This is a genomic window from Tellurirhabdus rosea, from assembly GCF_026278345.1.
GTDB classification, from domain to species: domain Bacteria; phylum Bacteroidota; class Bacteroidia; order Cytophagales; family Spirosomataceae; genus Tellurirhabdus; species Tellurirhabdus rosea.
The window spans coordinates 4,030,754-4,054,767 of sequence record NZ_CP111085.1; the positions used below are offsets into that span (position 1 = coordinate 4,030,754).

At 58.7% G+C, this 24,014-nt stretch carries 21 protein-coding genes; 9 read left to right on the forward strand and 12 right to left on the reverse strand.

All coding sequences use genetic code 11. From position 1 onward, the window contains the following. Positions 1–73: 73 nt before the first annotated feature. The 6 genes from ORG26_RS17095 to ORG26_RS17120 all read right to left on the reverse strand — a co-directional run bounded on the left by ORG26_RS17095 (position 74) and on the right by ORG26_RS17120 (position 7,222). Positions 74–3,343, reverse strand: coding sequence for a VPS10 domain-containing protein (locus ORG26_RS17095; protein WP_266363892.1), 3,270 nt, complete (start codon positions 3,341–3,343; stop codon positions 74–76). A 150-nt stretch (positions 3,344–3,493) separates the two neighbouring features. Beyond that, positions 3,494–4,501, reverse strand: coding sequence for a T9SS type A sorting domain-containing protein (locus ORG26_RS17100; protein WP_266363894.1), 1,008 nt, complete (start codon positions 4,499–4,501; stop codon positions 3,494–3,496). Between the two features lie 132 nt (positions 4,502–4,633). Beyond that, positions 4,634–5,332: a 3-keto-disaccharide hydrolase gene (locus ORG26_RS17105; protein WP_266363895.1), complete on the reverse strand. Its 699-nt coding sequence runs from the start codon at positions 5,330–5,332 to the stop codon at positions 4,634–4,636. 161 nt (positions 5,333–5,493) lie between these two features. Continuing rightward, positions 5,494–5,859: a hypothetical protein gene (locus ORG26_RS17110; RefSeq protein WP_266363897.1), complete on the reverse strand. Its 366-nt coding sequence runs from the start codon at positions 5,857–5,859 to the stop codon at positions 5,494–5,496. Between the two features lie 155 nt (positions 5,860–6,014). Continuing rightward, a complete protein-coding gene (locus ORG26_RS17115; protein WP_266363899.1) occupies positions 6,015–6,512 on the reverse strand; it encodes a hypothetical protein in 498 nt (165 codons plus the stop codon). Positions 6,513–6,652: 140 nt separating this feature from the next. After that, complete coding sequence (locus tag ORG26_RS17120; RefSeq protein ID WP_266363900.1) at positions 6,653–7,222, reverse strand: hypothetical protein; 570 nt, start codon at positions 7,220–7,222, stop codon at positions 6,653–6,655. Between the two features lie 157 nt (positions 7,223–7,379). Here ORG26_RS17120 and ORG26_RS17125 point away from each other — a divergent pair, with 157 nt between their 5' ends. Together ORG26_RS17125 and ORG26_RS17130 are read left to right on the forward strand one after the other, a co-directional pair. Beyond that, positions 7,380–7,970 (forward strand): Crp/Fnr family transcriptional regulator, encoded by a 591-nt coding sequence (locus ORG26_RS17125; protein WP_266363902.1) that lies wholly within the window; start codon positions 7,380–7,382, stop codon positions 7,968–7,970. Between the two features lie 83 nt (positions 7,971–8,053). Next, the gene (locus ORG26_RS17130; RefSeq protein ID WP_266363904.1) at positions 8,054–8,788 is read left to right on the forward strand and encodes an SDR family oxidoreductase; all 735 of its coding nucleotides are present in this window, start codon (positions 8,054–8,056) and stop codon (positions 8,786–8,788) included. Here ORG26_RS17130 and ORG26_RS17135 read toward each other — a convergent pair. Further along, positions 8,774–10,015 (reverse strand): MFS transporter, encoded by a 1,242-nt coding sequence (locus tag ORG26_RS17135; protein WP_266363906.1) that lies wholly within the window; start codon positions 10,013–10,015, stop codon positions 8,774–8,776. The two genes, ORG26_RS17130 and ORG26_RS17135, sit on opposite strands and share 15 nt — an antisense overlap. Next, positions 10,015–10,716 carry a MarR family winged helix-turn-helix transcriptional regulator gene (locus ORG26_RS17140; RefSeq protein WP_266363908.1) on the reverse strand — a complete coding sequence of 234 codons (702 nt, stop codon included), beginning with the start codon at positions 10,714–10,716 and terminating at the stop codon, positions 10,015–10,017. Before ORG26_RS17140 ends, ORG26_RS17135 begins: the two co-directional genes overlap by 1 nt. Positions 10,717–10,844: 128 nt before the next feature. Between ORG26_RS17140 and ORG26_RS17145 the strand changes: the two genes are divergently transcribed. The 4 genes from ORG26_RS17145 (at position 10,845) to ORG26_RS17160 (ending at position 15,183) form a co-directional block, all read left to right on the forward strand. Next, complete coding sequence (locus tag ORG26_RS17145) at positions 10,845–11,528, forward strand: ABC transporter ATP-binding protein (RefSeq protein WP_266363910.1); 684 nt, start codon at positions 10,845–10,847, stop codon at positions 11,526–11,528. Between the two features lie 54 nt (positions 11,529–11,582). Continuing rightward, on the forward strand, positions 11,583–12,548 hold the full coding sequence (locus ORG26_RS17150; protein WP_266363912.1) for an efflux RND transporter periplasmic adaptor subunit: 966 nt from the start codon (positions 11,583–11,585) through the stop codon (positions 12,546–12,548). Positions 12,549–12,635: 87 nt separating this feature from the next. Next, positions 12,636–13,760, forward strand: coding sequence for an ABC transporter permease (locus ORG26_RS17155; RefSeq protein ID WP_266363914.1), 1,125 nt, complete (start codon positions 12,636–12,638; stop codon positions 13,758–13,760). 121 nt (positions 13,761–13,881) lie between these two features. Then, positions 13,882–15,183, forward strand: coding sequence for a TolC family protein (locus tag ORG26_RS17160; RefSeq protein WP_266363916.1), 1,302 nt, complete (start codon positions 13,882–13,884; stop codon positions 15,181–15,183). Between the two features lie 141 nt (positions 15,184–15,324). Here the strand turns inward: ORG26_RS17160 and ORG26_RS17165 are convergent, their stop codons facing one another. Beyond that, the gene (locus ORG26_RS17165) at positions 15,325–16,647 is read right to left on the reverse strand and encodes a hypothetical protein (RefSeq protein WP_266363918.1); all 1,323 of its coding nucleotides are present in this window, start codon (positions 16,645–16,647) and stop codon (positions 15,325–15,327) included. 101 nt (positions 16,648–16,748) lie between these two features. Between ORG26_RS17165 and ORG26_RS17170 the strand changes: the two genes are divergently transcribed. Beyond that, the gene (locus tag ORG26_RS17170; protein ID WP_266363919.1) at positions 16,749–17,513 is read left to right on the forward strand and encodes a hypothetical protein; all 765 of its coding nucleotides are present in this window, start codon (positions 16,749–16,751) and stop codon (positions 17,511–17,513) included. On the opposite strand, the gene ORG26_RS17175 is transcribed toward ORG26_RS17170, so the two are convergent. After that, entirely contained in the window at positions 17,439–18,632 is a 1,194-nt protein-coding gene (locus ORG26_RS17175) for an MFS transporter (protein WP_266363921.1), read from the reverse strand. The genes ORG26_RS17170 and ORG26_RS17175 overlap by 75 nt on opposite strands. 121 nt (positions 18,633–18,753) lie before the next feature. Beyond that, positions 18,754–19,635 carry a ChaN family lipoprotein gene (locus ORG26_RS17180; RefSeq protein WP_266363923.1) on the reverse strand — a complete coding sequence of 294 codons (882 nt, stop codon included), beginning with the start codon at positions 19,633–19,635 and terminating at the stop codon, positions 18,754–18,756. Positions 19,636–19,764: 129 nt separating this feature from the next. Here ORG26_RS17180 and ORG26_RS17185 point away from each other — a divergent pair, with 129 nt between their 5' ends. Continuing rightward, positions 19,765–21,060, forward strand: coding sequence for an OmpA family protein (locus tag ORG26_RS17185; RefSeq protein WP_266363925.1), 1,296 nt, complete (start codon positions 19,765–19,767; stop codon positions 21,058–21,060). A gap of 111 nt (positions 21,061–21,171) precedes the next feature. Here the strand turns inward: ORG26_RS17185 and ORG26_RS17190 are convergent, their stop codons facing one another. Further along, entirely contained in the window at positions 21,172–21,942 is a 771-nt protein-coding gene (locus tag ORG26_RS17190; protein ID WP_266363927.1) for a 3-keto-disaccharide hydrolase, read from the reverse strand. A 122-nt stretch (positions 21,943–22,064) separates the two neighbouring features. On the opposite strand from ORG26_RS17190, the gene ORG26_RS17195 reads away from it, so the two are divergent. Continuing rightward, complete coding sequence (locus ORG26_RS17195; protein WP_266363929.1) at positions 22,065–23,921, forward strand: 3-keto-alpha-glucoside-1,2-lyase-like domain-containing protein; 1,857 nt, start codon at positions 22,065–22,067, stop codon at positions 23,919–23,921. Positions 23,922–24,014 lie beyond the last annotated feature (93 nt).

Sequence of the window (24,014 nt, forward strand, 5' to 3'; positions counted from 1 at the left end):
GGGAGAAAAGCGGAAAGTTAGACGGAGGAACGTTCGTCCGCGAGGGCTCGCGGACGAACGGCAGTAACGGGCATTACCGCACCTCCGCAAGTTCCTTCACGACCGCCATCGGCGTTGACTCGACCTTACGCCGGTACTCCGCCCAGTCTGATTTGAAGAATTTGTTCACCTTCGTCAGCGTGTCGCGGGTCAGGGTTTCAGCCTGCTCGATGAGTTCGTTTTCCGTGCGCGTCGGCGTCTCGGCAAGGCGACCCAGCACGTACGTACGGGCTTCCTGCAGTTTGCCGGTGGGCGTCAGCATGTACGGCGTGCCGTAGCCCTGTTTTTCGGCCCTTTTGCCCAGAATCGACTCGCGGACCACTTTGATGGAATCCTGAACCGACTTCGTGGCTTTTTGCAGGGCTTCAAACTCCTTACCCGGACGGTCTTTCAACTGAGCCGTCATCAGGTCGGTGGCCTCCTGGGCTTCCTGCAGGCGGTCGGTGGCCTCGGTCAGCTGCCGGGCGACGGTGTTCAGCCGTTCGGCCAGGGTGCGGCGGGCCAGCACATTTTCGCGGTTGAACGGCACGCGCGGGTCCGGATTGACCGTCAGGAAAGTGGAATCTCTGGCCCCGGCGTAGGCAAACACGAGTTTGTAACGCCCCGGCAGCACACTTCCGCCTCCAGGCTCAGCGGCGTTCGGTTTGGGTTTGGCACTGCCCGGCTGACGGACGCCCCGTTCGCTGAGGTTCCAGGTCAGGCGCTGCATGCCGAGGGCCGAATCGGGCACCTGTTGCAGCGTGCGCACGAGCCGGTTGCTCTCGTCAAAAATCCGAACGTATAGGGTATCCGTTTTGGCGGCCGGTTTTTTGGCCGAATCCGCTTTGGCGGTTGCCGTTGCCGTGGCGCTGGCCGGAAGAGTCGTCGGGAGCGTGGCCCCGGTTTCCTTGTTCTGGGTGGTGGCGCGGCGGGGCTTCCGTTCGGTGGTGGTCGTCACGGTCGGCGTCGGCTTGATCGGCGTTTTGGGCCGGATGTAATACGTCAGGTTTGCTCCCTGCGGGCGATTGGTGGCCTGGTACATATTGTCCGTGTCGTTGACGTAACCCGGCGCCATGCGGTAGTTGACCAGATAGGCTGGGGCCGGTTCGAAGGCCAGCAGCGGTTTGTCGAGCGTCGTCACTCCCTCTTTGGCCAGCTTACGGAGCGGCCGGATGTTGTCGAGGACAAACAGCGCGCGGCCGAACGTCCCGATCACCAGATCCGCTTCGCGTTCCTGAATGGCGAGGTCCATGACCGATACCGACGGCACGCCTTCTTTCCACTGCGACCACGTTTTGCCTTCGTCAACGCTCACCCATAGGCCGTGCTCGGTTCCGGCAAACATCAGGCGCGGTTCGGTTGGGTCCTGCAGAAAGCAGAGCGCATAGCCGTTCACGTCCTTGTCGTCCACCAGCCGCGTCCAGGTCTGGCCGAAGTCCGTCGTGCGGTAGATGTACGGAGCCATGTCGAGGGTATTGCGGTAGTTATTGGCCACCACAAATGCTTCCCCGGCCCGGTGGCGGGAGGCGGTAATCTGCGGAATCCAGGCTTCTTTGGGCAGGCCCGGCAGGCGGTCGCGGAGGTTGTTCCAGGTTTTGCCACCGTCGCGGGTCAGTTGCACGTTGCCGTCGTCGGTGCCGACCCAGATCACGCCCCGTTCGAGCGGGCTCGGGGCAATCGTCAGAATGGTGTTGTGGTTTTCAGCGGACGTGATGTCGAGCGTCAGGCCGCCGCTCTGGTCCTGCTTCTGCTGGTTCGGGTCGTTCCGGGTGAGGTCCGGCGAAAGCGTTTCCCAGGTCATTCCCTTGTCGCCCGACCGGTGCAGGTGCTGACTGCCGTAGTAAATGCTTTTCTTGTTGAAGGGGTCGAGGGCAATGCCGGAGTTCCAGTTGAAGCGCAGACGGGTTTTGGCGTCCGGTGCCGTGGGTTTGATAAACGTAGAACGGCCGGTCTGCTTGTCGTAGCGGGCCAGACTTCCGCCTTGCGACATGGCGTACCCGTACCGGCTGTCCTCCGGGTCGGGAATCACGTCGAAGCCGTCGCCGTACAGCACCACGTTCCAGTAGTAATTGCGGATGCCGCCGTCGGAGAAAGTGTAGGCCGGGCCGGTCCACGAACCATTGTCCTGCAAGCCGCCGTAGATGTTGTACGGAACGTCGTTATCGACGTTGATGTGGTAGAACTGCCCGATGGAAATGCCGTCCGGGAACGCCCAGGTTCTGCCCCGGTCGCGGCTGATGGTCACCCCGCCGTCGTTGCCGTCGATGATGAAGTTCGGGTTTTCCGGGTGAATCCAGAACGCGTGGTGGTCGGCGTGGACCTGTTCCAGCGTCGCGATGACTTTGAACGACTTCCCGGCGTCTTCCGAGACGGCAATGGGCTGGTAGATCATGTACAGCCGGTTTTCGTTTTTCGGATCGACAAATATTTCGTTGAAATAAAACGGACGGTTGGTCACGATGGACGGCTCTTCCGTCACTTTTTCCCATTTTTCGCCCCCGTCATCCGAGCGGTAAAGTCCGTTTTTCTTAGCTTCGACCAGCGCGTAGATCCGGTTGGGCATGCTGCGGGACACGGCGAGGCCGAGCCGACCAAAATCGCCTTCTGGCAGGCCTTCCGCCTTGCCTTTCTTCGACCACGTTTTGCCGCCGTCGTAGGTGATGTAGAGGCCCGAACCCGGTCCGCCCGAGGTGAAGTCGTGCGAAGTACGCCGGTGTTCCCACATGGCTACGACGAGTTTCTGCGGGTTGGAAGGGTCCATAAACATGTCGGCAACCCCAGACCGTTCGTTAGTGAACAGGACCTTTTCCCAGGTGAGACCGCCGTCGGTTGTCTTGAAAACGCCGCGTTCCGGATGGCCGGCAAACGGATACCCGATCACCCCGGCATACACCACGTTCGGGTTGGTGGGGTCGATCAGGATGCGGTGGATGTTCATGGTCTTGTCCAGGCCCATTTTCTTCCAGGTCCGGCCGCCGTCGATGGATTTATAGATGCCGTGGCCGATGTTGATCGAGTTCCGCGGATTGCCTTCGCCGGTTCCGGCCCAGACCACGCTCGGGTTGCTCTGCTGGACGGCGATGGAGCCGATGTTGATGTTCGGCTGGTCATCGAAGACGGGCCGGAAGGAGACGCCGCCGTTCTCGGATTTCCAGACACCACCCGAGGCGGCTCCGACGTAAATAATGTCCGGGTTGCTGACCACCGCGTCGATGGCCGTGATCCGCCCCGACATGACGGCAGGACCGATACTTCGGGCTTTTACCTGCTTGAACACGCCGGGAGGCAGCGTCTGGGCCATAACCGGGGAGAGGGACAGCCCCATTAAAAGAAGGGGATGAAGTAGTCGTTTAAGCATTGCGAAAAGGATACATTTTGGTAAATGTACTAAATAAAGGGGCAACTAAAACGGAAAAGCGCCGGAAGAATGCAGTGCTTCTCCGGCGCTTTTCCGTTTGGAAAATCGTCAATAGACTTACTTCTGGATGGCCAGCTTGGTGCTCTTCCGAACGTTCTCGCCCTGCAGGACGATCATGTACATACCGGCCACATGCCCCTGGTCCAGCGTTACTTTGGTTTTGTAGATGCCGATTTCGTGATGCTTGTTCTCGACCAGCGTTTGTTTGTGCTGGCCCTGCAGATCGACGAGCGCCACGCCGGCGCGTCCGGGCGTCAGAATGCGGTAGGTAACCTCAATGGGGCCACTGGCCGGATTCGGCCGGACGGCCAGACTCTCGTTGGCCGACAGGGCATTGTCGAGGCCGATGAGCTGGCCGTTGCTGGCGGCTACGGCCTGTTTTTGCTGGTTCAGCGCGTCGACCAGTTGCGGCGCGACAAACTTGACCACGCTCTGAAGGCTGTTCTTGCAGTAGCGCTGCCGGGCCTGAACGTACGCTTTGACCGGAGACTGGATGGACATCTCGTTGTTAATGTTGCTCCCGTAACGCGTCAGAATTTCCTTCTGAATCTGCTCGTTGGTGGCCACAATCCGGACTTCGCCAGGCTTGTCGGTTGCCGGAAACGAAAACAGCGGAACCGGAACGCCCGCGCTGACGGAACCTACTTCTACCGCCTGCGGGGCCATGCCGACCTGGTGTACGGCCAGACCTTCCAGAGAAGCGAGCGGGGATTTGCCGTGGGAAAGGAAGAGGTCGTTGTCAAAGACGAAATCCGTCCAGACCCCGTTGATGTTGGTAATCTGCAGTTTTGAATCGCGGCCCGCGCCGGGTTCGGGGGCGGTGTAGCCCTTGGGAGCGACAATGCTGAACTGGGCGGTAACCAGCCGGTGGGTAGAACTGGTCGAGGGAATGTACCAGGCCGTCATCCGATTCGTCGCTTTGTCGAAAGTGAGCTGAAATTCAACGGGTTGATCCGCTACGTTGACGCCCACACATTGGGCTTGGGCACTCGTTCCAACTCCCGAAAAGGCGGCAATCAGCAGCGATTGTCCCAGAAGGAGCGCCAGGGTGTACAATTTTTTCATGGAGAAAGTGTCTTAAACTGTGTTACTTGTACACGCAATATAGGTAGTTTGCCTAATTCTCCAAAAAAAAATAGCAACAACTAAAGGAAGGGTATAAAAAATCCCGATCAGGGGCGATCGGGATTGGGTTGGCTAGAGTTCGCGGAGCCGAATGTTGCGGTACCAGACCTTTTCTTTAGGGTTGTGACTCTGCAATGCAATCTTTCCCCTGGCGTGTGGCGTAGCGTACGCGAGGCTGGCAAATTTGCTTTTGGCGACCCGGGCCTTCCAGTCGTCGCTGCCGTAGTGGTACTCCACCACTTTGATGCCGTTGAGGTAGTGCTCCACGTGGTTGTTGTTGACCACAATCCGGCCCCGGTTCCACTCGCCGGGCGCTTTGGAGGCGTTCATATCCAGAGGGTCATGCATGTCGTAGTTGGCCCCGGAAAGCTGGTTGTTGTTCAGCTTCATGAGCTTGCCGCTTGCATCGCGCCACTCAAATCCTTTGTCGTCAATGATCTGATATTCAGGTCCGGAATGGTAGGTTCGTTCGTAGTTCGGCGACTCGATGATTTTGTACAGGACACCGCTGTTGCTCTTGGGCGGAATTTTGAAGTCGAATTCCAGCTCAAAATTTTCGTAATCCTTGTCCGTCACCAGATCGCCGCCGGAGCCGTCGGAGGTCAGGGTGCCGTCTTCAATCATCCAGCCGATCACTTTGTCTTTCTGGTAGCTGTGCCAGCCCGAAATCGCTTTGCCGTCGAAGAGGCTTACCCACTTGCCGGGCTTTTTACCCGGACCGGTAAAGGCAAACGTGACGGCTAAAAGAAGGGAAAAGGTCAATTTTCTCATATTGCGCAACGGTTTAGATCTGCCGCTAAGCTATGAAAAAATTGAATGATAGGTAGACCGATGGGTTGAATGGTTGATAGGTTGAACGGTTGAATGATTGAATAAGCTCCGCAAAGTCCGTGTAGGGCTAAGCCTGATTAATCATTCAATCATTCAATCATTCAGATCACATCTCCCCGCGCGGCTTCCGGATCGTTGTATTTCAGATCCAGCTGGTCCGTCGATTTCATGTCCGACGGGGCTTCGGCGGTGCTGTGTTCCTGCATCGGGCCTTTCTTGATCGAACTTTCGTCCATCGTTTCGCGCGGCTGGTTTTCCATCTGGGCGGCTTCCTGAGGCCGTTCGCCGGGCTGGTAATCCGAGTCAACCGCGTCGGTGTCGTACGGGCGGGCCGAGGGGCCTACGATGCCGTCTTCCACCATGTTTTCGTCCGCACCCGGATCGGAGGGCGGCCCCGGCTGCAGACCCGAATAGATCGACGCCTGGGGTTGCTTGCTTTCCTCGGGGGAAGTGTTTTCGGGTGCCATGAGAATGTGTTTTTAGCGTGTAAGGTTGGGGGTTGAACGTTCAAAGTTTAACGTTTAACGCGGTTCGTCGCTGCGTGACACGGCCTCATTGCTGACTTATCGAATGAGGCGGAGCAGCGGCAGCGTTCAACCTTAAACGTTCAACCTTCCACCGATTATCCATTGTTTACTTCATGCGAGCGGCCGGGTTGCGTCGGGTCCGTAATTTCCGGCTGGCCCGGTTGGTTGGTGCCGGGCAGCGGCGTGATTTCGGGCTGCGGCGGCACGGGAGCCGGGGGCGTCGGCGCGTCCGGGGCACCGGGAATCGGCTGGCTCGGGTCCGGCGGCGTCGGAATCATCTCGCCCGTCGGTACATCCGGATTTGGATTGCCGTAATCCGTCATGTCCATCGTCGGCGGGCCCATCGCCGGGTCGCGTTCGAAGGTGTCGTAGGTGCGGCCCATCGGACCATTGACGGCCATTTCTTCATCGTTGGCGAACTGGTCCATCAGGGAATCCGGACCAATGCTTTCGGTGTTGGCTGTCGGGACCAGTTTACCGTCCACGAGTTTTACCATGTGGGTTTCGGCCTGATCGCTGCTGAATTTATCGTCGGCGTGTTCGGGATTCATCAAACCCGCCTGTCGGCTATCATGAAATACGTTGCCTTCCATACGTTTTGTAAAAACAGTTATGAGTTAGGAGTTAAGAGTTAGGAGTTAAGAGCGGTTCACCGCAACGGCTGGCTCATTACTCATAATTCATAACTCTTAACTCATAACTCATAACTGTTCCAAAGGTTTGTCGGACCCCTTCAGCCCAGCCGCCGGACGATCAACCCGTTGACCAGTTCGAAGAGAGCGACGGGCTTGAGCGTCCGCCAGTTGTCGAGGTCGTCCAGGGTGCCGCCGAAATTCATGTAGTAGTCCAGACGGTATTTTTTCCATTCCCGTTCGACAAAATCGCGGGTCATGATGGCCGCAATCCAGCCGTCTTCCACGTCTTCAAACCATTCTTCGTAGTAGCTGTCGTCCGAGCCGTGGAAATTCAGAATGTTCTCACCTACCAGGATAAATTTATTGATATTCTTGTCTACCAGATGGTCGATCACGTGCCGTTTGAGGTACATGATGTCGTTGTGCAGCGTATCGTTCCATTCGCCGAAGAGTTCGATGACGACAAAACGGCGCTCGTAGTCGGCAAACAGAATCTTGATGTACAGCGTTTCCGAACCAATCTCGTCCCAGAGGGGATGAATGTAATAGCCGTAAATGTCATTTTCGTACTGATTCATGTTGTACGTACGGCCGAAAAACGGCGATTGGGGGTCGTCGGCCGCGACGTAATATTTTTCCCAGTTGTAAAACGGCTCGATGTCCTGCATGACAGCTAATCCTTGATTTATTTTACCCGAAAGGCGGGGCCACTGCCATTTCGCTTTCGTAGTAGATAACGAGCCCCGGCGCATCCTGTTTCGAAAAGTGGTTTAGGATTCTGTGAAAGAATGCGCTAATTACGGTTCTTCCGCCCTGACTTAGTGTATGGAAAGACTGCTAAAGTTGATCGAACAGGTTTCGCCCCTGCCGGAAGCGGCCCGGCACGACCTGCAGGCCTGTTTTCACCCGGTCCGTTTGCCGAAAGGCGAATACTTCGTGCGGGCCGGCGAACTGACCTATGCCGTTGCGTTTGTGCAGGAGGGCGTGCTGCGGGCGTTCATCACGACCGGCGACGGAACCGAATACAACAAGACCTTTTTTGCCGAGGACGACCTGCTGGCCGTTTATTATTCTTTCCTCCAGTCCCGGCCCAGCCATCTTTCCGTTCAGGCCCTGACCGCCTGTACACTGCTGGTTGCCGACTACCGGCACCTGGAAGCGCTCTACGACCGCCACCCGGCTCTGGAACGGTTTGCCCGGCGGCAGGCCGAATGGCTGTTTGTGCTGAAAGAACAGCGGGAAATTGATCTGGTCCTGCTGGATGCCGCCGCGCGCTACGAAAAATTTCGCGCCGAAAACCCGGACCTGGAGCAGCGCATTCCGCAATATCACATTGCCTCGCACCTCGGCATTACGCCTACGCAGTTGAGCCGCATCCGGGCGGGGCGGCTCCGGCCGGAAAACACTGCGCAGTAACCGAATTTCTTTACCTATGTAAATGCCCGTCGAAAGAGCAACGCCTTCTTTTGCTGCCTGAACGACAATAATTTATTTAGACGGTGAAACTGACAGGCAATAAAATCATTTTGACCGGAGCTACCTCGGGCGTCGGGCTGGCGCTCCTCGAACGGCTTCGGGCCGAGGGAAACCGGCTTGTCGCCATCGGGCGCAACCCGGAACGAATCGAAGCGCTGCGGCGGCAGTATCCGGACGTTACGTTTTTGCGCGGTAATCTGGCGCTGGCGAGTGAAGTCGCGGCTTTGGCGGACGAACTCCGGCGCCATCATGCCGATGCCAACTGGCTCATCAACAACGCGGGCGTGCAATACAACTACGTTCTGGGCGAGACACCGGCTGACCCGCAGCGCATTCCGGGCGAAATCGGCACGAACCTGACCGCCGCCATCCAGCTCTGCGAAGCGTTGATCCCGTCGCTGAAAACCAAAAACGAGGCGCTGATTGTCAACGTCACCTCTGGACTGGCGCTGTCGCCGAAACGTTCGGCGCCGGTGTACTGCGCCACCAAGGCGGGCCTGCGCCTTTTCACCAAAGCCCTGCGCTACCAGCTGGAAGGCTCGTCGGTGCGGGTGGTGGAACTGATGCTTCCGCTGGTGGACACGCCCATGACGGCGGGCCGCGGACGGGGCAAGCTCAGTCCCGAGGCCGTTGCCGAGGCTTTGATGGATGGACTGCGAAAAAACAGGAACGAAATTTATCCGGGTAAGGCCGCCATTTTTCGGCATCTGCACCGGTGGCTGCCGGGGCTGGCCGACCGGATGCTAAAGAACGGCTGAGTCGGGTTCGGCCACGGGCTGTTTCTGGTACCGCCGCCACGCCAGCCAGCCGACAACCCCGATGCAGGCCGCGAACCAGTAGAACGGCAGCCGCAGATCGATCAGCGACAGCCCGCCAAAAACGAGCGTCGTGACGAGGCTGGCAAAGCCGTTGAGCGCCTGGTTAATGCCGAAGATTTCGCCCCGGTCTTCGTCGGTGGTCTGGTGAGCCAGCAGCCCTTCGAGCAGGCCCCAGATGAGCGAAATTGTCAGACAGTCAATTGTGATGACGATATAAAGCCAGACCAGCGAACCGCCTACGTTGGCATACGCCAGATGAACGAACACACCGACGATGGCGAAGACGATCACCCAACGCCGCTGGTTGATGCGGTCGGCGAGGTAAGCGTAGAAGATGAAGTTGATAAAAACGCTCAGCAGCCCGAAATACATGAAAAAGTAGGCGATGGCCCGGGCATCCATCCGTAGTTCGCCGAGGCTGGCAAAGGTCACAAAGTAGTTGTAATAGCCCTGACTCATCATCAGGACGTTCTGCATCAGGATCAGAATCAGGATGCCCGGCCGGGTGCGGTCTTTGGCCACGAGCCGCTGCCAGAGGGCGGCCACGTTCAGCGATTGCCGGACTTCCGCCCGTAGCTGGGCCGGGTCGGCCGGGGTCCGGTTGTGATGCGTTTCTCCCAGCAGGAAAGTCAGCAGGATGTTTACGGCCGACAGCAGAACGGCCATCCGCACGATGACCGTCGCCTGGTTGGGGCCCGCCACATCGAAAACCGTCAGGACAATGCCCGCGACCATCGGCCCCAGCACGAAGCCGAACGAGACGATGGTGCCCTCGATGCCCATGTTCCGAAACAGATGCTCTTTGGGCGAAATATCCGTGATGGCCGAGCGGACGGTGGCGTACATGCCGTTGGTCAGGCCGTCGGTCAGGCGGTTGCCGAAAAAGCCCCAGGCCCGGACCGGCAGGAGCAGCATGTCGGCCAGAAACGTTCCGAGGGCCGACAGCCGGAAGATGGGTCGCCGCCCGTAACTATCCGACAATTTGCCCAGCAGGGGAGCCGAAAACAACTGAACGCCCAGAAATACGGCCGTACCCAGCGACAGCCAGAGCTGCGGCCGGGGAAGACCTTTCACGAATTCCGGCATAATGGGAGCAATCGCCGACCCGACAATAACGTCGAACAGGATGATGGCGTAAATCAGGTAAAGGCGGCGGTCGTTCAGCATCAGGAAATAATTTGACCGTAAAGTTCCCGAAAATCCTGGTTCCGTCCGCTTTTGTAATAGTCGGCATGGTAGCGGTCCAGGCGGGTAAAGACGCTGATGAGCATCTGCTTTTCGGCTTCGGTCAGAATATGAAACCCGATTTGCGCCACTTTGTCCATCTCGGGTAGGCAGGTTTGTAAGGTTTCGATCCCTTTTTCGGTAATCCGGACCCGTTTGGAGCGCCGGTCGTGCTCGTCGGGAAACTCCTCGGCCAGCCCTTTGGCCATAAGTCGTTTGATGATGTCGATGCCCGACGGGAATTCCGACAGCATTTCATGAATCAGCTCGCTTTTCTTGGGCGTCCCCATCTGAGCCAGCACGATCAGGTACACCGCATCATCGATATTGGACAGTTCCAGCGGCTGCATGGCCTTTTTGGAATAGAAAGACATGTACCGGATCAACCGGCCGAGCAGCGCACTGATGCGCGATTCGGGCTTCATCACAATGGCATCCGTGACGGTAGCAGTCAGCTCCTTCGGTTCGGTCACCAGCTCCACCCACTTGGCATTGACCGGATTACCGCCCGGCTCCGGCGAATTACCCGTCCGGTTGGTTAAATAATAGGTGCAAAAAGCGGTCAGGTCGCCCTCCGGTTGTTCCCGGTCGAAGGCGGCCCATTCCTGTATAAGGTGCAGAAGTTTATCTTTTCCACTGTCCATATTACTACGAAACTATACTTTATGCCTTAAATTTAACCACAAAAGTTACGAAAATAAAATAAATATTGTGAAAAACTTGACACAAGTTATGGATACATAGTTTATTTGTAACGAAATCATACAAAATTATGGTGGCTGAACTGAAAGGGGCCGGGAAGGAATACAAAATGGGCGATCAGACCATTGTCGCCCTGCAACCCACCACGCTCCAGCTGCACGAAGGGGAACTGCTGCTCATCATCGGGCCGTCCGGTTCGGGCAAAACGACGCTTCTGTCGCTGCTGGGCTGCGTCATCTATCCGAGTTACGGGGACTTGTGGGTCGATGGGCAGCATGTCAACCGGCTGAAAGAAAGCGAACTGGCGCGGCTCCGGCTGAATACCATCGGCTTTGTATTCCAGAATTTCAACCTGCTGGCCCCGCTGACGGCCGAACAGAATGTGCTGATGCCGCTTCAGCTTCAGGGCGTTCCGGCCGCCGATGCCCGCCAGCGCACCGAACGGGCCCTGGCGACGGTGGGCATGACCGACCGGCGTCGCAACCTGCCCCGCGAACTGTCGGGCGGACAGCAGCAGCGCATTGCCATCGCCCGGGCGCTGGTCACCAATCCGAAACTAGTGCTCTGCGACGAACCGACGGCTTCGCTCGACAAAGATTCGCTCGGGGTGGTCATGCACGAACTCCGGCAACTGGCCGACGGCGGGAAATCGGTAGCCGTGGTCACCCACGACCCGCGCCTGAAAGAGTACGCCCACCGCATTGTGGAGGTGGACAACGGGGCGGTGCGGGAAGTGAGCGGCTTTCACGATTAGCCAAAGCCCAAACCTGACAATGATTACCAGCACGATGACTCAATCAATTCACGCATGAAAAAGCTATGTATCGGGGCGCTCGCCACTCTGTTGCTGACGGGCTGCGGCGGGGAGGCTGAAAAACAGGACCAGCCGGACTCGACGCGCACCGTCCGGACGCCCGCCCGCGTCGATCAGGTGCTCGGCATCGCCGTTATCGAGCCGCAGAACCGCATTGCCGCCCTGTCGGCCGAAACCGGCGGACTGGTTCGGGAGGTACGGGTGAACATCGGCGAAAAGCTCACCAAAGGTCAGGTGATTCTGACGATGGACAAGGCCCTCGAAGCCGCCCAGCTCAAACAGGCCACCAGCAAAATCAGGACCCAGGAGGATGCCGTTGAAACGGCCCGGCAAAACGTCCAGACCCTGCGCGTTCAGCTCGATAAGGCCCGCGCTGACCACCAGCGCAACGAAACGCTGTTTCGCGGCAATGCTCTGACGCAGAAGGAACTGGACGATTCCCGTTACCAGATCACCAACCTGGAACAGCAGGTCCGGGCGGCCGACGCGCAGGTAAAGCAGGCCCAGGCGCGCATCGGCGAGCTGCGGGCCGACATCAATTATTTCAACACCTCGGAAAGCAAGAAAGTGGTGCGCGCCCCGGCCGACGGAACGCTGCTGTCGCTGGATGCGAAGGTGGGGCAGTACCTGTCCGGAAACCAGTCCATCGGCGATTTTGCCCCCGCCGGACCGATTGTGGCCGTAACCGAAATCGACGAGCTGTTTGCGCTGCGGGTAAAAGTGGGGCAGAAGGCCGTTATCCGGCCGCAGGGCAGCGACGAGACGCTGAGCACCGGGACGGTCGTTCTGGCCTCGCCCTATCTCCGCAAAAAATCCCTTTTCGCCGACAACGCCGCCAACCTTGAAGACCGCCGCGTCCGCGAAGTACGCGTCCGCCTCGACAACCCGGAAAAAGTCCTGCTGGGAGCGAGAGTGGAATGTTTGATAGATACAAAAATGAATTCAGACAGAAATGAATAATGAATAATGAATGAGAGCGGCAGACTGCAACGAAAGCATTGCCGACAGCTTAAAGACCAGCCTTTCATTATTCATTAAAAAAACGTCATGCTACGAACCGCTTTCAACTTCATCAGATACGACCGGCCGAAATCCATCGGCGCGCTGGCGGGCATCGTGATTTCGGTGTTTCTGGTCGGGCAGCAGGCGGGGATTTTCATCTTCCTGACCGATGCCATGAAAAGCATTGTCGCCAACAACAGCGGCTACATCTGGGTGACCGACGAAACCACGACCAACGCCAACCAGGTGTCGCCGCTGGACGTACGCATCGGGCAGGAAATCGCCTCGCTGCCCGGCGTGGAGCGGGTGTACCCCGTGGTGATCGGAGCCGGCGGGGCCAAGTTTGCCAACGGCACGACCGGCGGTTTTTCGGTCGTGGGCTCGCAGGCCCCGGATTTTGTCGGCGGTCCGTGGCGGCTTTATACGGCCAAACCCGGCGACATGCTGCCGGAGGGCGCGGTCATCACCGACTTCTACGATTCCAAAGCCCTCGGCGGTCTGCAGCCCGGCGACTATTTTGAAATCAACGGCAAAAAGGTGTACAACGCCGGACTGACCCGCGGAACCCGCAGTTTCGGAGGCGGCCTGCTGGCGTTCACAACGATCGAACGGGCGCGCTACCTGACCAATTTCCGCAGCGACCGGGTGTCGTTTTACCTCGTCAAACAAAAAGCGGGCATCGTGCCGGACAGCGTCATCCGGGCCATCAACCGCAGCATCAACGGCGTGCGGGCGTGGGAAGCCGCCGTGCTGGCCGAAACGACGGTCAACACGGTGCTGGCGACCAACGGCATTGCGGCCTCTTTCGGAAGCCTGATCGGGTTTGCCATTATTTCCGGACTGGTGATTATCGGCCTGACGCTTTATTCCGCCGCCATCGACCGCATCAAGGATTACGGCACCCTGAAGGCCATCGGAGCCACAAACGGGTACGTGAGCAAGCTCATTCTGTCGCAGGCGCTGCTGTTTGCGCTGGTGGGTTACGCCGTCGGGCGGGGCATGGTGGAAGGGTTCCGGCAGGGCATCGCCCAATCCGGCACGCTGTTCTTTTTTCCGCTCTGGTTCGAATTCGCCCTCTTTTTCGTGACCCTCTTTATCGCGCTGGGCGGCAGTCTGTTTGCCATCCGCCGCATCAATTCGCTGGAACCCGCAACGGTATTCCGGGGCTGATGTCAATTGAGTGAATTGGGATTGAGCGGTCTGCGTGGCGGCGATTGGAAAACGCGCGAAATGAGTTTAACACGAATCCAAAGGTGGTATGATGTACAGAATCGATAAAATTTTGGTGTTGATGGGCTTAACAAGTCTGCTGGCGGCCTCTCTCAACCTCTCAATCGCTCAATCGCTCAACCGGCTTTCCCTCGCCGACGCCCTCCGCCTCGCCGAACAAAACCGGATTGAGGTGAAAGTCCAGCAGACGCAGGTTCAGCTGGCGGGCAATCAGGAAGCGATTCGCCGGGCGGCCTGGCTACCACAGGTTAATGCCGGGGCGGACATCCGCTGGAACACGCAGATTCAGCGGAACATCATTCCGAATGCGCCGTTCGCCAACGGGCAGGACGTGGTGCTGCGTTTCGGCACGCCCATCAACAACCTGCTGAACGCCCAGGCCGAACAGAAAATCTACGACGCGCAGTCGCGTATCGACCGGCAACTGAACCAGACGGCCGTACAAACGCAGGAAGTCATTCTCGAACGGCAGCGGCAGGACATCCGGTCGCAGGTGACGGAGGCGTACTACGGAGCGGTTTTCAACCGGGAGAAACTGCGGCTTTCGGAAGCGGCCCGGCAGCGGGCGGAAGGCTACCTCGAACAGGCACGCACCCGCTACGGCGCCGGAACGCTGCTGCAAACGGACCTGAGCCGGTTTGAGTTGGATTTGCGAAACGCCGACCTGAGCCGACGCAACGACCAGCGGGACTACACGCTTAGTCTGGAAACGCTCCGCTACCGCCTGAACCTGCCCGACGGTCAGACGGTGGTGCCCGCCGACTCGCTGCGGCAGTTGTTCGGCCAGCCCACGCCGGTAGACGCGAATACCGCCGCCCGGCTGGAACTGAAGCAGGAAGACCTTACCCGGCAAACGGCCCTGCTCAACGGTCGGCGGCAACGGGCGCAGCTTTCGCCGGTGGTGTCGGCCTACGGAGCGTATTTTTTGCAACAACTGCACGACACGTTCAACCCGTTTGCTTCCGGGACGTGGTTTCCGTACAATTATCTGGGCGTGCGGTTGAATGTGCCGCTTTTCGACGGTCGGCAGGCCCGGCTGAACGAGCGTCAGAACGGGCTTCAGGCGCAGATCAGCCAGCAGAATCGCCAGCGACTGCAAAACGATTTCGACTATGAACTAAAAACGGCGCAGAACACTCTGGCCCAGGCCCGCGACAATCTGGCCGAAACGGAGCGCAACATCGCCCAGGCCCGCGCCATCCTGGCTATCGACCGCGTCCGTTTCGATGCCGGAACGCTGCTGCTGGCCGACTTCCGCAACAGCGAGTACACCCTGCAACAGGCGGAGAACAATTACCTCCAGGCCGTCTACAACGTGCTGTCCGGACAACTGGCGGTGCGCCGGGCAACAGGCAACCTGTAACCCCGGAACCTGTATCCCCGAAATTTATTCCGGGTGATTTTTAAAGCTCAACAGCTTGAGAACCAACCAGGGTAAGTTCTTGGGTACAAGCAATTCAAAGACTACCCGGAATAAATTCCGGGGGTACAGATTCCGGGGCGGTCATTTTTCAAACTCAATGATATGCTCCGACTTGTACTCGCTCCGTTCGGGCCGGATGTTCTTCACAAACAGCCGCGCCCGTTTGCCCAGACGCAGGCAGGTGTGCCTGTTTTTGATGTCTTCCGGCGTATTCATCGGCTGGAGGGACGGATACCAGAGGGTGTACCCCGGCCGGTCGAGCAGGAGCCGCGGCCGGGTCCAGTCCTGCGAGTTGTTGCCCGCTCCTAAATCCTTGTGCGGGTTGAAGGAAATATAGATACTGCTGCCTTTCCAGGACGTGCCCGTCACCTTACCCATCAGCATCACCCAGCAGTTGAGGTAGGTGTTCCAGCTAACGGACGGACCCCAGTGAAAGCCGCCGGTGGGCGAGGACGCCGGTCCGCCGCCTTCCGCCGCCGGGATTTGGAGCGCCGCCACCGGAGCGCCGATGCGGTCGTGGGCGGCGTTGAAGCCTTGGCCGTCCCAGCGGCGGGCTTTGCCGGACGGATTGTCCAGGTCGCTCAGGCGGATGCGGGCGATGCTGATGCACTGGCCGCTGGCCTCCTTTTCCCGGTTGTACTGCGCTTCGTTGTAGTCGCCCGGATACCCGTATTCTCCGTAAAACAGATACAGATAGTCGCCGCTGGCAACGGCTGAAGGGTCACCGACACCGCCCGCGAAGGTTTCGGAGGTATTGTGCGGTTTCAGAATAAGGCGGGGCTGATGATCTTCCAGAAACAGGCCCCGGTTCGACCAGCTCCGGCCGCCGTCGGTGGACTTCATGATTCCGATGCGCGGTACGGCGGCGGGCGAAGTCGGCCCTTTGAGGCCCTGAGGCCATTTTTCGTCCCTGTACCCGTGGCCTGTTTTGGGGTCGTAAGGCAGGGTAGAAGGGTAGTTTTCATTGTGGTAAACGGCGTAAAGCGTGCGGCCGGAGCTGTCGGCGGGCGACTGGTAGACCGTTTCGAACCAGACCGCCCCGTGCAGGCCCGGTTGACCGATGGGCGCGTTGGCGGGCATCCGGGGTTCTGTAAAATCGTCGGGTTTGCTCAGAAACGCCTCGTCGGCATTGCGGCCGTCGGCAAACTTCAGGTCGCGGGCGTTGCCCCAGAGCGGGTCTTCGCCGTATTTGCCCGGAAAAATCCGGAACGTATCGCCCACCCAGGCTTCGGCCATGTTGCAGTCCACGAACGAATTGAACAGAAATTTTTCGGCCGGAATGAGTTTGAACCGGGGATTGAAATCGTCGCTTTGGGCTTCTTGTTTGCCGGAACAGCCCGTCAGAGAAACGGCACCCGCCACAATCGAGGAGGCAAGCAGCGCGCGCAGAAAAGTACGAGGCATGCGGAGGGTTGCGGTTTAAGAGTTTTTGATAAACGGTCGCTATAAATCTAACAAAAACCCGAAGTTTGCAACCATCAAGCCAAGCCGAATCTCCGCCCTGTATGCCCCAGAAAGATTTTCTTGCCCTGCTGACCCGCCTGTTTCTCGGCTACCTTTTTCTGTCCGCCGGACTCTGCAAACTGACCGACGGCCATTTCGGACAACTGATGGGCCCGCCCGGATTCATCAAAATGCTGGAGCCGCACGGTCTGGGCGGGTTCGGGGTGTTTGTGGCCGTAACGCAGGTCATCACCGGCGCGCTCGTTCTTTCGCAGCGGTACAGCCTCCTCGGACTGGTGGCGCTCGTGCCGATGAACCTGAGCATGCTGGCCGTGACGATTTCGCAGAACTGGCAGGGTACGCCCTACGTCGATGCTGTATTTACACTGATGAACGGGCTGGTGCTGCTTTACGAGTGGAACACGCTGAAGGTTTTTGTGCTGCCGGACGCCGAGCGGCAACCCCTGCCGCCGCGCACAAACCAGTTTTTCCCGAATTTTCCGCTGGCTTTGGGCGTCGTCGGAGCCGCGGCGGTGGCGAGTGCCGTTGCCCGCTTCGATGCGACGCTGACGCTTTTTCCGGCCGTGGCCTGTTTTCTGCTGACCTACGCCAACGTGCTGACGTTCCGGTCGTTTACTGTTCTCGATAAAACGATTGTGCTGCTGTCACTGCTGGCGATTCTGTCGATCACCTTCGGGCACCAGCTCAAAGGGTTCCGGATTAATCCCATGCTGGTTTTTGCCGTCATGTGCTTATTGATTGTGGGCCTGCTCGGTCTGCGTCAGGTTGGCTTTTTTCGCCGGAAAATAGCGGCGCATCGCCCATAGACCCAGCACCGGCCCCGGCAGCAGCGCCCAGAACGAATACGCCGAGCGCGCCGGACCTTCCAGCAGCCACGCCATCAGTTGAATGGACGCAATGGTGATCGAAAAGCCGAGGCAGGTCACCAGCGTCAGGATGCTGCCGCGCACTTCCGACGGGGCGTGGGCCGAAACCAGGGTGGAAAACTGCGGTGAATCGCCCGCCGCCGCCGCCCCCCAGACGAGCAGGAAGGTCAGAAAAACCACCGGCGGCTGGTCGATAAACAAAGGCAGCGTCAGGATGCACAGCCCGGAAAGGAGCAGTTGGCCCGCCGCCACCCGGTGACTGCCCCATCGGAGGGCCAGCAACCCGCCGCCCGCACAGCCGACAAAGCCCGCCGCAATGCCCGCAAAAGACCAGAGCGACACGTTCAGCCCGGCGGCGGGATGAAGCGCCAGATACAGCGCCAGCAAAGTTGGCAGAAACGCCCAGACGGTGTACAGTTCCCACATGTGCCCGAAATACCCCAGTGCCGCCGAACGCAGCCGCGAGGGCCAAAAGAGCGTCCGGAGCACGTTTCGGTCGAGTTGCACGGACAGCCCGGCGGGCGGCCTGGAAGGAATGGCCGCGAACAGCAGAACTCCGCCCGTCACCGCCAGCAGACTGACGCCCAGCAGCACCGTCCGGTACGGCAGCGTAGCTCCGAGACCCCGCAGCAGATGCGGAAAAGCCGTTCCCAGCACCAGCGCCCCGACCAGAAACCCCATTGCCCGCCCCAGCACCGGCCGGAACCAGTCCGCGGCAATCTTCATCCCGACCGGATAAACGCCCGCCAGAAAGAATCCTGTCCCAAACCGGCTCAGCAGCAACGTCTCCGTTTGGAGCGGCCCAATCAAAATTGCGGCATTGGCGCCCGCTGCCAGAAGGACAGAAACGAGGAAAACCGCCGAAGCGGGGTACCGGTCCGACAGCGTCAGCAGGGCGTAAACCAGCGTCCCGGCGATAAAACCGAGCTGAACCGCCGAAGTGATCCACCCGCTGCCCGGCATCATCGGCAAATCCCGAAGAACCGCATTCCCCGCAAACCAAAGCGAAGTCCCGGCAAACTGGGCAAAAACAAGAATCAGAAGGCGGGAGGTAGTCAAGGGAGGTAGGAGGTGGTTAGGTATGAGGTAGGAGGTATAAGGTAGGAGGTATAAGGTGGGAGGTAGGAGAGGGCTTTCAGGTTATAACCTCATACCTATCACCTCATACCTCCCACCTCTTTCAATACGTTTTCGTCATGTCTGCGGGGATGGCGAGGACGAAATCCGCGAGGTTTTCGGCGGATTTTTCGGGGCGGGTGATGTCTTCGGATTCGAAGGAAGAAAGGGTAACGATCTTCAGATTCGGGTTCTGCTGGCGGAGGTACCAGACGATGCCTTCGAAATTTTTGGAATGGTAATCGCCGTTGAAATGTAGCATCGTTTTGCCCGGCGACCAGGCTTTCAGAATCCGGTCGGCCATCGTAGCGTCCTTGATGGCCTGGGCCCGGGCGAAATTCGCGGCGGCTTCGCTGGCGGCCCCGTGCGGATTCTCGTTGCCGTGACCGCCCATCATGCCGAGCATAGCCTTGTAGCCGGGCAGGTTCAGGTCAACCGTGAGCGGGAGGGGAGCAATGAACGCTTTTTCGTTCGCCGGCAATGGGTCCAGAGCCGCCAGTCCCTGCCGGGCGACGGTGCTGGCATACCGGCGCGGCACGTTGGTCGCCACGAACGGAATGGTGTTCTTTTTGGCAAATTCCACCAGCGGCCGGTAGTCGGTATCGTAATTTTGCCACAGCCGCACGTCCTTACGAAACTGTTCGTCGCTCAGCTGGCCGGACAGGTATTGCGTCAGGCCCGGCTGGTTGTCGGTTTCGAACATCTCGGCGCCGTAGATCAGCTGCGCTTTTTTGGCCGCGTACAGGTCTTTGGCCAGTTGCAGTTCAAGCCAGTGGCAGATGGGGTTGTTGTGGAGTTCACCGAACAGGACCACATCGGCTTCGGCGGCCTGTTTCAGCAATTTGTCGTACGAAGCGGGTTTAAGCTTCTGATTGTAAAGGACGTAGGCGGGTTTGTCGATCATGCTCAAAAAGAGAAAACAGCAGAGCAGCAGAACGTTTCGCATTGGATAAGTCTTTGGCATAATAACCAGAAAATGCGCCACTCGCTTCCCGGCGTTTTGAAATTTATCACAATTTTAGGGAGAAAATCCGCACCGCCACTGTCCGGCGAAAATACCGGTTGATTTAGAAATATGAAAGCGATTGGGAAACTGGCGACCCGCGCGGCCTTGCTGCTGTTGACAACCGGCCTGACAGACGAATGCCGGGCCCTGAACCTCGCTCCGGCGAAAGCCGACACCCTGCCCGTGGCCTCGGTTCAGCAACGCACCGACGAAATAAAAATCGACCTGCCGAAAGCCTCCGCCGGAGCCGTGCAGTACGTTTTTGAAGCGATTGACAAAAAGACATTGCAGCCGGTCCGGGCCACATTCCGCATCCGGACACCCGGGGGGCAGGTGCTGACCGGAACCAGCTCCCTCGAAACAAGTTTTCAGGCCATGCTCACGCAGGCGGGCGAAATGCAGGTCGAGATTCAGGCCGAAGGGTTCAATCCGCTTACGCGCCTCCAGCCCGTTGAGCTTTCTTCCCAGACCCGCCGTTTCATTTTTCGCGCTTTGCTGGCCCGCAACACGTCCAGTCTGGTTATTCGTCTCGAAAACCGGGAGTCGGGCGAACTGATGCCTACCGAAAAGCTGAAGGTGGTCAATAAATCGACGGGGGAAGAGGTGCCGGTGCTGCGCATTGGTCCCGGACGGGTCCGGCTTACCATCAAAACCGGCCAGCAGTATCAGGTTTCGCCCTCGATTGCGGGGTTTGTCATCGGCGGCAACGCCCGGATGCGGGTCGAGGACGGGCAGGAAATCACGCTGGGGATGATTCGCCGGGCAGCCGGTGCGCCCGCGGAAGACGAAGACTTCAACCTCACGACCACCACCTCACCCAGCGGTGAACCGGAACTCATGGTGACGCCCTCCACGCCCGTCGCCCAGACGGCAGGCAGGAAAGAAGAGGCGCTGGTCAAAACCGCCATTTCCGAAGTCGCGGCGGCGAAGCCCAGGCCCGTGGCGAAAAGTCCGGTTGTCAGACCCGCGCCGGTAGCCGTAGTGCCGCCTCCGGTAAAGGCAACGCCCGAACTGTCTGCCAAACCGACCATCGCCGAGCCGACCAACCGGGCCGTGCTGACCTCCGCAAAAGTCTTTTTTGACCAGAGCAGTTATCTGCTGCGCCCCGCCGATGCCGCACAATTGAACCGAATCGCCGGATTGCTGAAAGAAAGTCCCGAGCGCCGGGTCGAAATCACCGGCTACGCGGCCACCGGCGGCGACCCGCGCCTAAATCAGGCCCTGTCCGAAAACCGCGCCAAAGTAGTCGCCAATTACCTTTTCAATCAGGGCGTTCCCTTCAACCGGATGGAGAAACAGGCCAAAGGCCAGTCCGGAGAAGGCGGGGAAGAGGCGAGGAGGGTGGAGGTGAAGGTGGTGGAATAATTGAGTTTTGAATGACTGAATGATTGAATGACTGATTAGGCTCCGCACCCGGTCAACATGCGGAGCCTAATCAGTCATTCAATCATTCAATCATTCAGTCATTCAAAATTTTTATAGCTCCCGAATCCACACGTTCCGGAAGCTCACCGGGTTGCCGTGGTCCTGGAGTTTGATGGGGCCTTTGCCGTGGGCTTTCACTTCGGGCAGTCCGACAAAAGGCGTTGTGCCGCGGATGGCGGTGTGGTTCTGGACCAGAACGCCATTATGAATAACGGTGATGTACGGCGGGTGAATCATCAGGCCGTCCTTGTTGAAACGCGGGGCCGTGTACACCACGTCGTAGGTCTGCCACTCGCCGGGTTTGCGGCTGGCGTTCACCAGCGGCATCGACTGCTTGTAGATCGAACCCGCCTGGCCGTTGGAATAGGTCCGGTTGTCGTAGCTGTCCAGCACCTGCAATTCGTAGAGACCCTGCATGAAAATGCCGCTGTTGCCGCGACCCTGGCCGTTGCCAGCCACCTGCGAAGGCGAGCGGAACTCGATATGCAGCTGGTAGTCTCCAAATTCCTGCTTCGTCCGGATGTCGCCGGTGCCCCGGGCTACCGTGAAGGCTCCGTCGGCCACTGTCCATTTGGCCGCCGACTGCCCATCCTTGTCCGAAACCCAGTTATCCAGATTCTTGCCGTCAAACAGCACCACCGCGTCTGAGGGGGCGGTTACGCCCGAGCCGGTAGCGGGAGCCAGATTGCCGGGAGTGACCACCCGGGGGACGGGGTCCCAGATTTCGGTGGACTCCGGAGTTTGCTTGTTGGGCTGCGGTTGGGCGAAGGCCAGCCCTACGGTTGTGGCGATAAAGCCGAGCGTAAGCGAACGTCTTTTCATCGAGTAAATAAAAAAATTTAAAAAATATGGCAAGATTAACGTTCAAAGATAGGGTAAACCTTAATCGATTGCCCTTTCTGGCTAAAAAATGGTATATTTCCGGCTCAAATTAAAACCGTACGATGAGTTACTCCTACACTGCTTCCCTCTCCCAGCTATTGGCAAGGGCTGGCATGGTGTGCAGCGTCAGTCTTGCCCTGGTGCAGGCGGCGGCTGGCCAGTCAGGACCATTGCCCCTCAACGATTTAAGTGCCTTCAAAGCGCCCGGCAAAACCTGGCAGATCGTCGGCGATGTAGCCGGGGACATCAGCCAGAAAGAAGCGCTGACGACCGGCAAAGGCGCCGGAATCCTGGTCAATCTGCCCAATAAAAAAGACAAAGGAGCCGATCTTTTTACTGGTTTCGAGCACGGCGATCTGGATCTGGAGCTGGAGTACATGATGGCGCGCGGTTCCAACTCCGGCATCTATCTTCAGGGAAATTACGAATTGCAACTGCTCGACAGCTGGGGCGTCCGGAACCCGAAAGCGGGCGACAACGGCGGCATCTACGAACGCTGGGACGAAAGCCGTCCCGAAGGCCAGAAAGGCTACGAGGGCGTGGCACCCCGGCAGAACGCCAGCCGGGCTCCTGGCCTGTGGCAGCGGCTGAAAATTTCCTTCCAGGCCCCGCGCTTCGATGCGGGCGGCCGGAAAATCCAGAACGCCAAGTTCCTGCGCGTGGAACTGAACGGCGTACTGATTCATGAAAATGTAGAACTGGCTGGCGCGACCCGCGGCGCGATGGGCCCGGAAAAAGCGACGGGTCCGCTCCGGATTCAGGGCGATCACGGCCCCGTTGCCTTCCGCAACATCGTCGTTCGGAATTACGACAAACCCCGCCCCGAACTGACCCAGCTGTCGTACGAAGTGTACGGCGGTAAGTTCGACAAGGAGCCGACCCTGGACGGCACGCCTCCCGAGGCAAAAGGCACGGCCAATAACTTGACGGCGAGTGTCAGCCGCAACGAGAACGATTTCCTGATTCGGTACCAGGGCGTTATGAAAGTGAAAGAACCCGGAGAGTATACCTTCCGCATCAACAGCGCGGGCGGCGGCTACCGACTGGTCATCAACAACCAGCCGGTGACCAAGTGGGGGCAGTACGGCGGCGTGGTGAAAGCGACGCTTCCGGCCGGTGACCTGCCTTTTGAAATGCTGTACGCCAAAACGGTCGGGTATGTAAAACCCAACCTGGGTATCATGCTTTCCGGACCGGGCATCCGCGAGTATCTCTTCAGCGCGACGGGTTCTGAATTCGACACCGACGACACCGAGCCGATTCTGGTCGATGCTCCGACCAACACGATTCTGCGCAGCTTCATGGACCTGCCGACGCTCGGCCGCCGCACCCGCGTCACGCATGCCGTGTCGGTAGGCAGCCCGGACCAGATTCACTACACCTACGACATGGACCGGGGCACGGTGGTGCAGGTTTGGCGCGGCGATTTTCTCGACACGACGCCGATGTGGCACAGCCGGGGCGACGGTTCTTCGCGCCCGCGGGGCATGGTCAACCGCTTCGGACAGCCGGTCCTGACACTGGCCCGTCTGGCCAGCCCGCAGGCGGCCTGGGCGACCGACACCACTGGCAGCGGCTTCCGGCCGAAGGGCTACATGCTCGACGATCAGGACCGCCCGACGTTCCGGTATCTGGTGTACGGCAGCACCGTGACCGACGCGCTGCGTTCGATTGAGAACGGACAGGGTTTCCGCCGCGAAATGACCGTGCAGGGTCCGTCCGGTGATCTGTATGCCCGTCTGGCCGAAGGGGCCGCCATCGACGCCATGCCGAACGGCCTGTACGCGATTGATGGAAAAACGTACTACGTCCGCGTGGAAGACGCGGCCGGCGCGCAGCCCGTTGTTCGCGATGCAAACGGCCGCAAGGAACTGCTTGTGCCGGTGAAAGGAAAATTGGTTTACTCAATCCTGTTCTAAAAAATCTTGAACTGTGATTTCAATGATTCACTAGGATTGCCTTTGATTCAATTAGAATCATGATAATCATTGAAATCACCGTAAATCACAGTT

What these genes read in the sequence shown, in the direction of transcription:
- ORG26_RS17095 (WP_266363892.1), bottom strand. Translation starts at nt 3,343, where the DNA reads ATGGGGCTGTCCCTCTCCCCGGTTATGGCCCAGACGCTGCCTCCCGGC.
- ORG26_RS17100 (WP_266363894.1), bottom strand. Translation starts at nt 4,501, where the DNA reads ATGAAAAAATTGTACACCCTGGCGCTCCTTCTGGGACAATCGCTGCTG.
- ORG26_RS17105 (WP_266363895.1), bottom strand. Translation starts at nt 5,332, where the DNA reads ATGAGAAAATTGACCTTTTCCCTTCTTTTAGCCGTCACGTTTGCCTTT.
- ORG26_RS17110 (WP_266363897.1), bottom strand. Translation starts at nt 5,859, where the DNA reads ATGGCACCCGAAAACACTTCCCCCGAGGAAAGCAAGCAACCCCAGGCG.
- ORG26_RS17115 (WP_266363899.1), bottom strand. Translation starts at nt 6,512, where the DNA reads ATGGAAGGCAACGTATTTCATGATAGCCGACAGGCGGGTTTGATGAAT.
- ORG26_RS17120 (WP_266363900.1), bottom strand. Translation starts at nt 7,222, where the DNA reads ATGCAGGACATCGAGCCGTTTTACAACTGGGAAAAATATTACGTCGCG.
- ORG26_RS17125 (WP_266363902.1), top strand. Translation starts at nt 7,380, where the DNA reads ATGGAAAGACTGCTAAAGTTGATCGAACAGGTTTCGCCCCTGCCGGAA.
- ORG26_RS17135 (WP_266363906.1), bottom strand. Translation starts at nt 10,015, where the DNA reads ATGCTGAACGACCGCCGCCTTTACCTGATTTACGCCATCATCCTGTTC.
- ORG26_RS17140 (WP_266363908.1), bottom strand. Translation starts at nt 10,716, where the DNA reads ATGGACAGTGGAAAAGATAAACTTCTGCACCTTATACAGGAATGGGCC.
- ORG26_RS17145 (WP_266363910.1), top strand. Translation starts at nt 10,845, where the DNA reads ATGGTGGCTGAACTGAAAGGGGCCGGGAAGGAATACAAAATGGGCGAT.
- ORG26_RS17150 (WP_266363912.1), top strand. Translation starts at nt 11,583, where the DNA reads ATGAAAAAGCTATGTATCGGGGCGCTCGCCACTCTGTTGCTGACGGGC.
- ORG26_RS17155 (WP_266363914.1), top strand. Translation starts at nt 12,636, where the DNA reads ATGCTACGAACCGCTTTCAACTTCATCAGATACGACCGGCCGAAATCC.
- ORG26_RS17160 (WP_266363916.1), top strand. Translation starts at nt 13,882, where the DNA reads ATGGGCTTAACAAGTCTGCTGGCGGCCTCTCTCAACCTCTCAATCGCT.
- ORG26_RS17165 (WP_266363918.1), bottom strand. Translation starts at nt 16,647, where the DNA reads ATGCCTCGTACTTTTCTGCGCGCGCTGCTTGCCTCCTCGATTGTGGCG.
- ORG26_RS17170 (WP_266363919.1), top strand. Translation starts at nt 16,749, where the DNA reads ATGCCCCAGAAAGATTTTCTTGCCCTGCTGACCCGCCTGTTTCTCGGC.
- ORG26_RS17180 (WP_266363923.1), bottom strand. Translation starts at nt 19,635, where the DNA reads ATGCGAAACGTTCTGCTGCTCTGCTGTTTTCTCTTTTTGAGCATGATC.
- ORG26_RS17185 (WP_266363925.1), top strand. Translation starts at nt 19,765, where the DNA reads ATGAAAGCGATTGGGAAACTGGCGACCCGCGCGGCCTTGCTGCTGTTG.
- ORG26_RS17190 (WP_266363927.1), bottom strand. Translation starts at nt 21,942, where the DNA reads ATGAAAAGACGTTCGCTTACGCTCGGCTTTATCGCCACAACCGTAGGG.
- ORG26_RS17195 (WP_266363929.1), top strand. Translation starts at nt 22,065, where the DNA reads ATGAGTTACTCCTACACTGCTTCCCTCTCCCAGCTATTGGCAAGGGCT.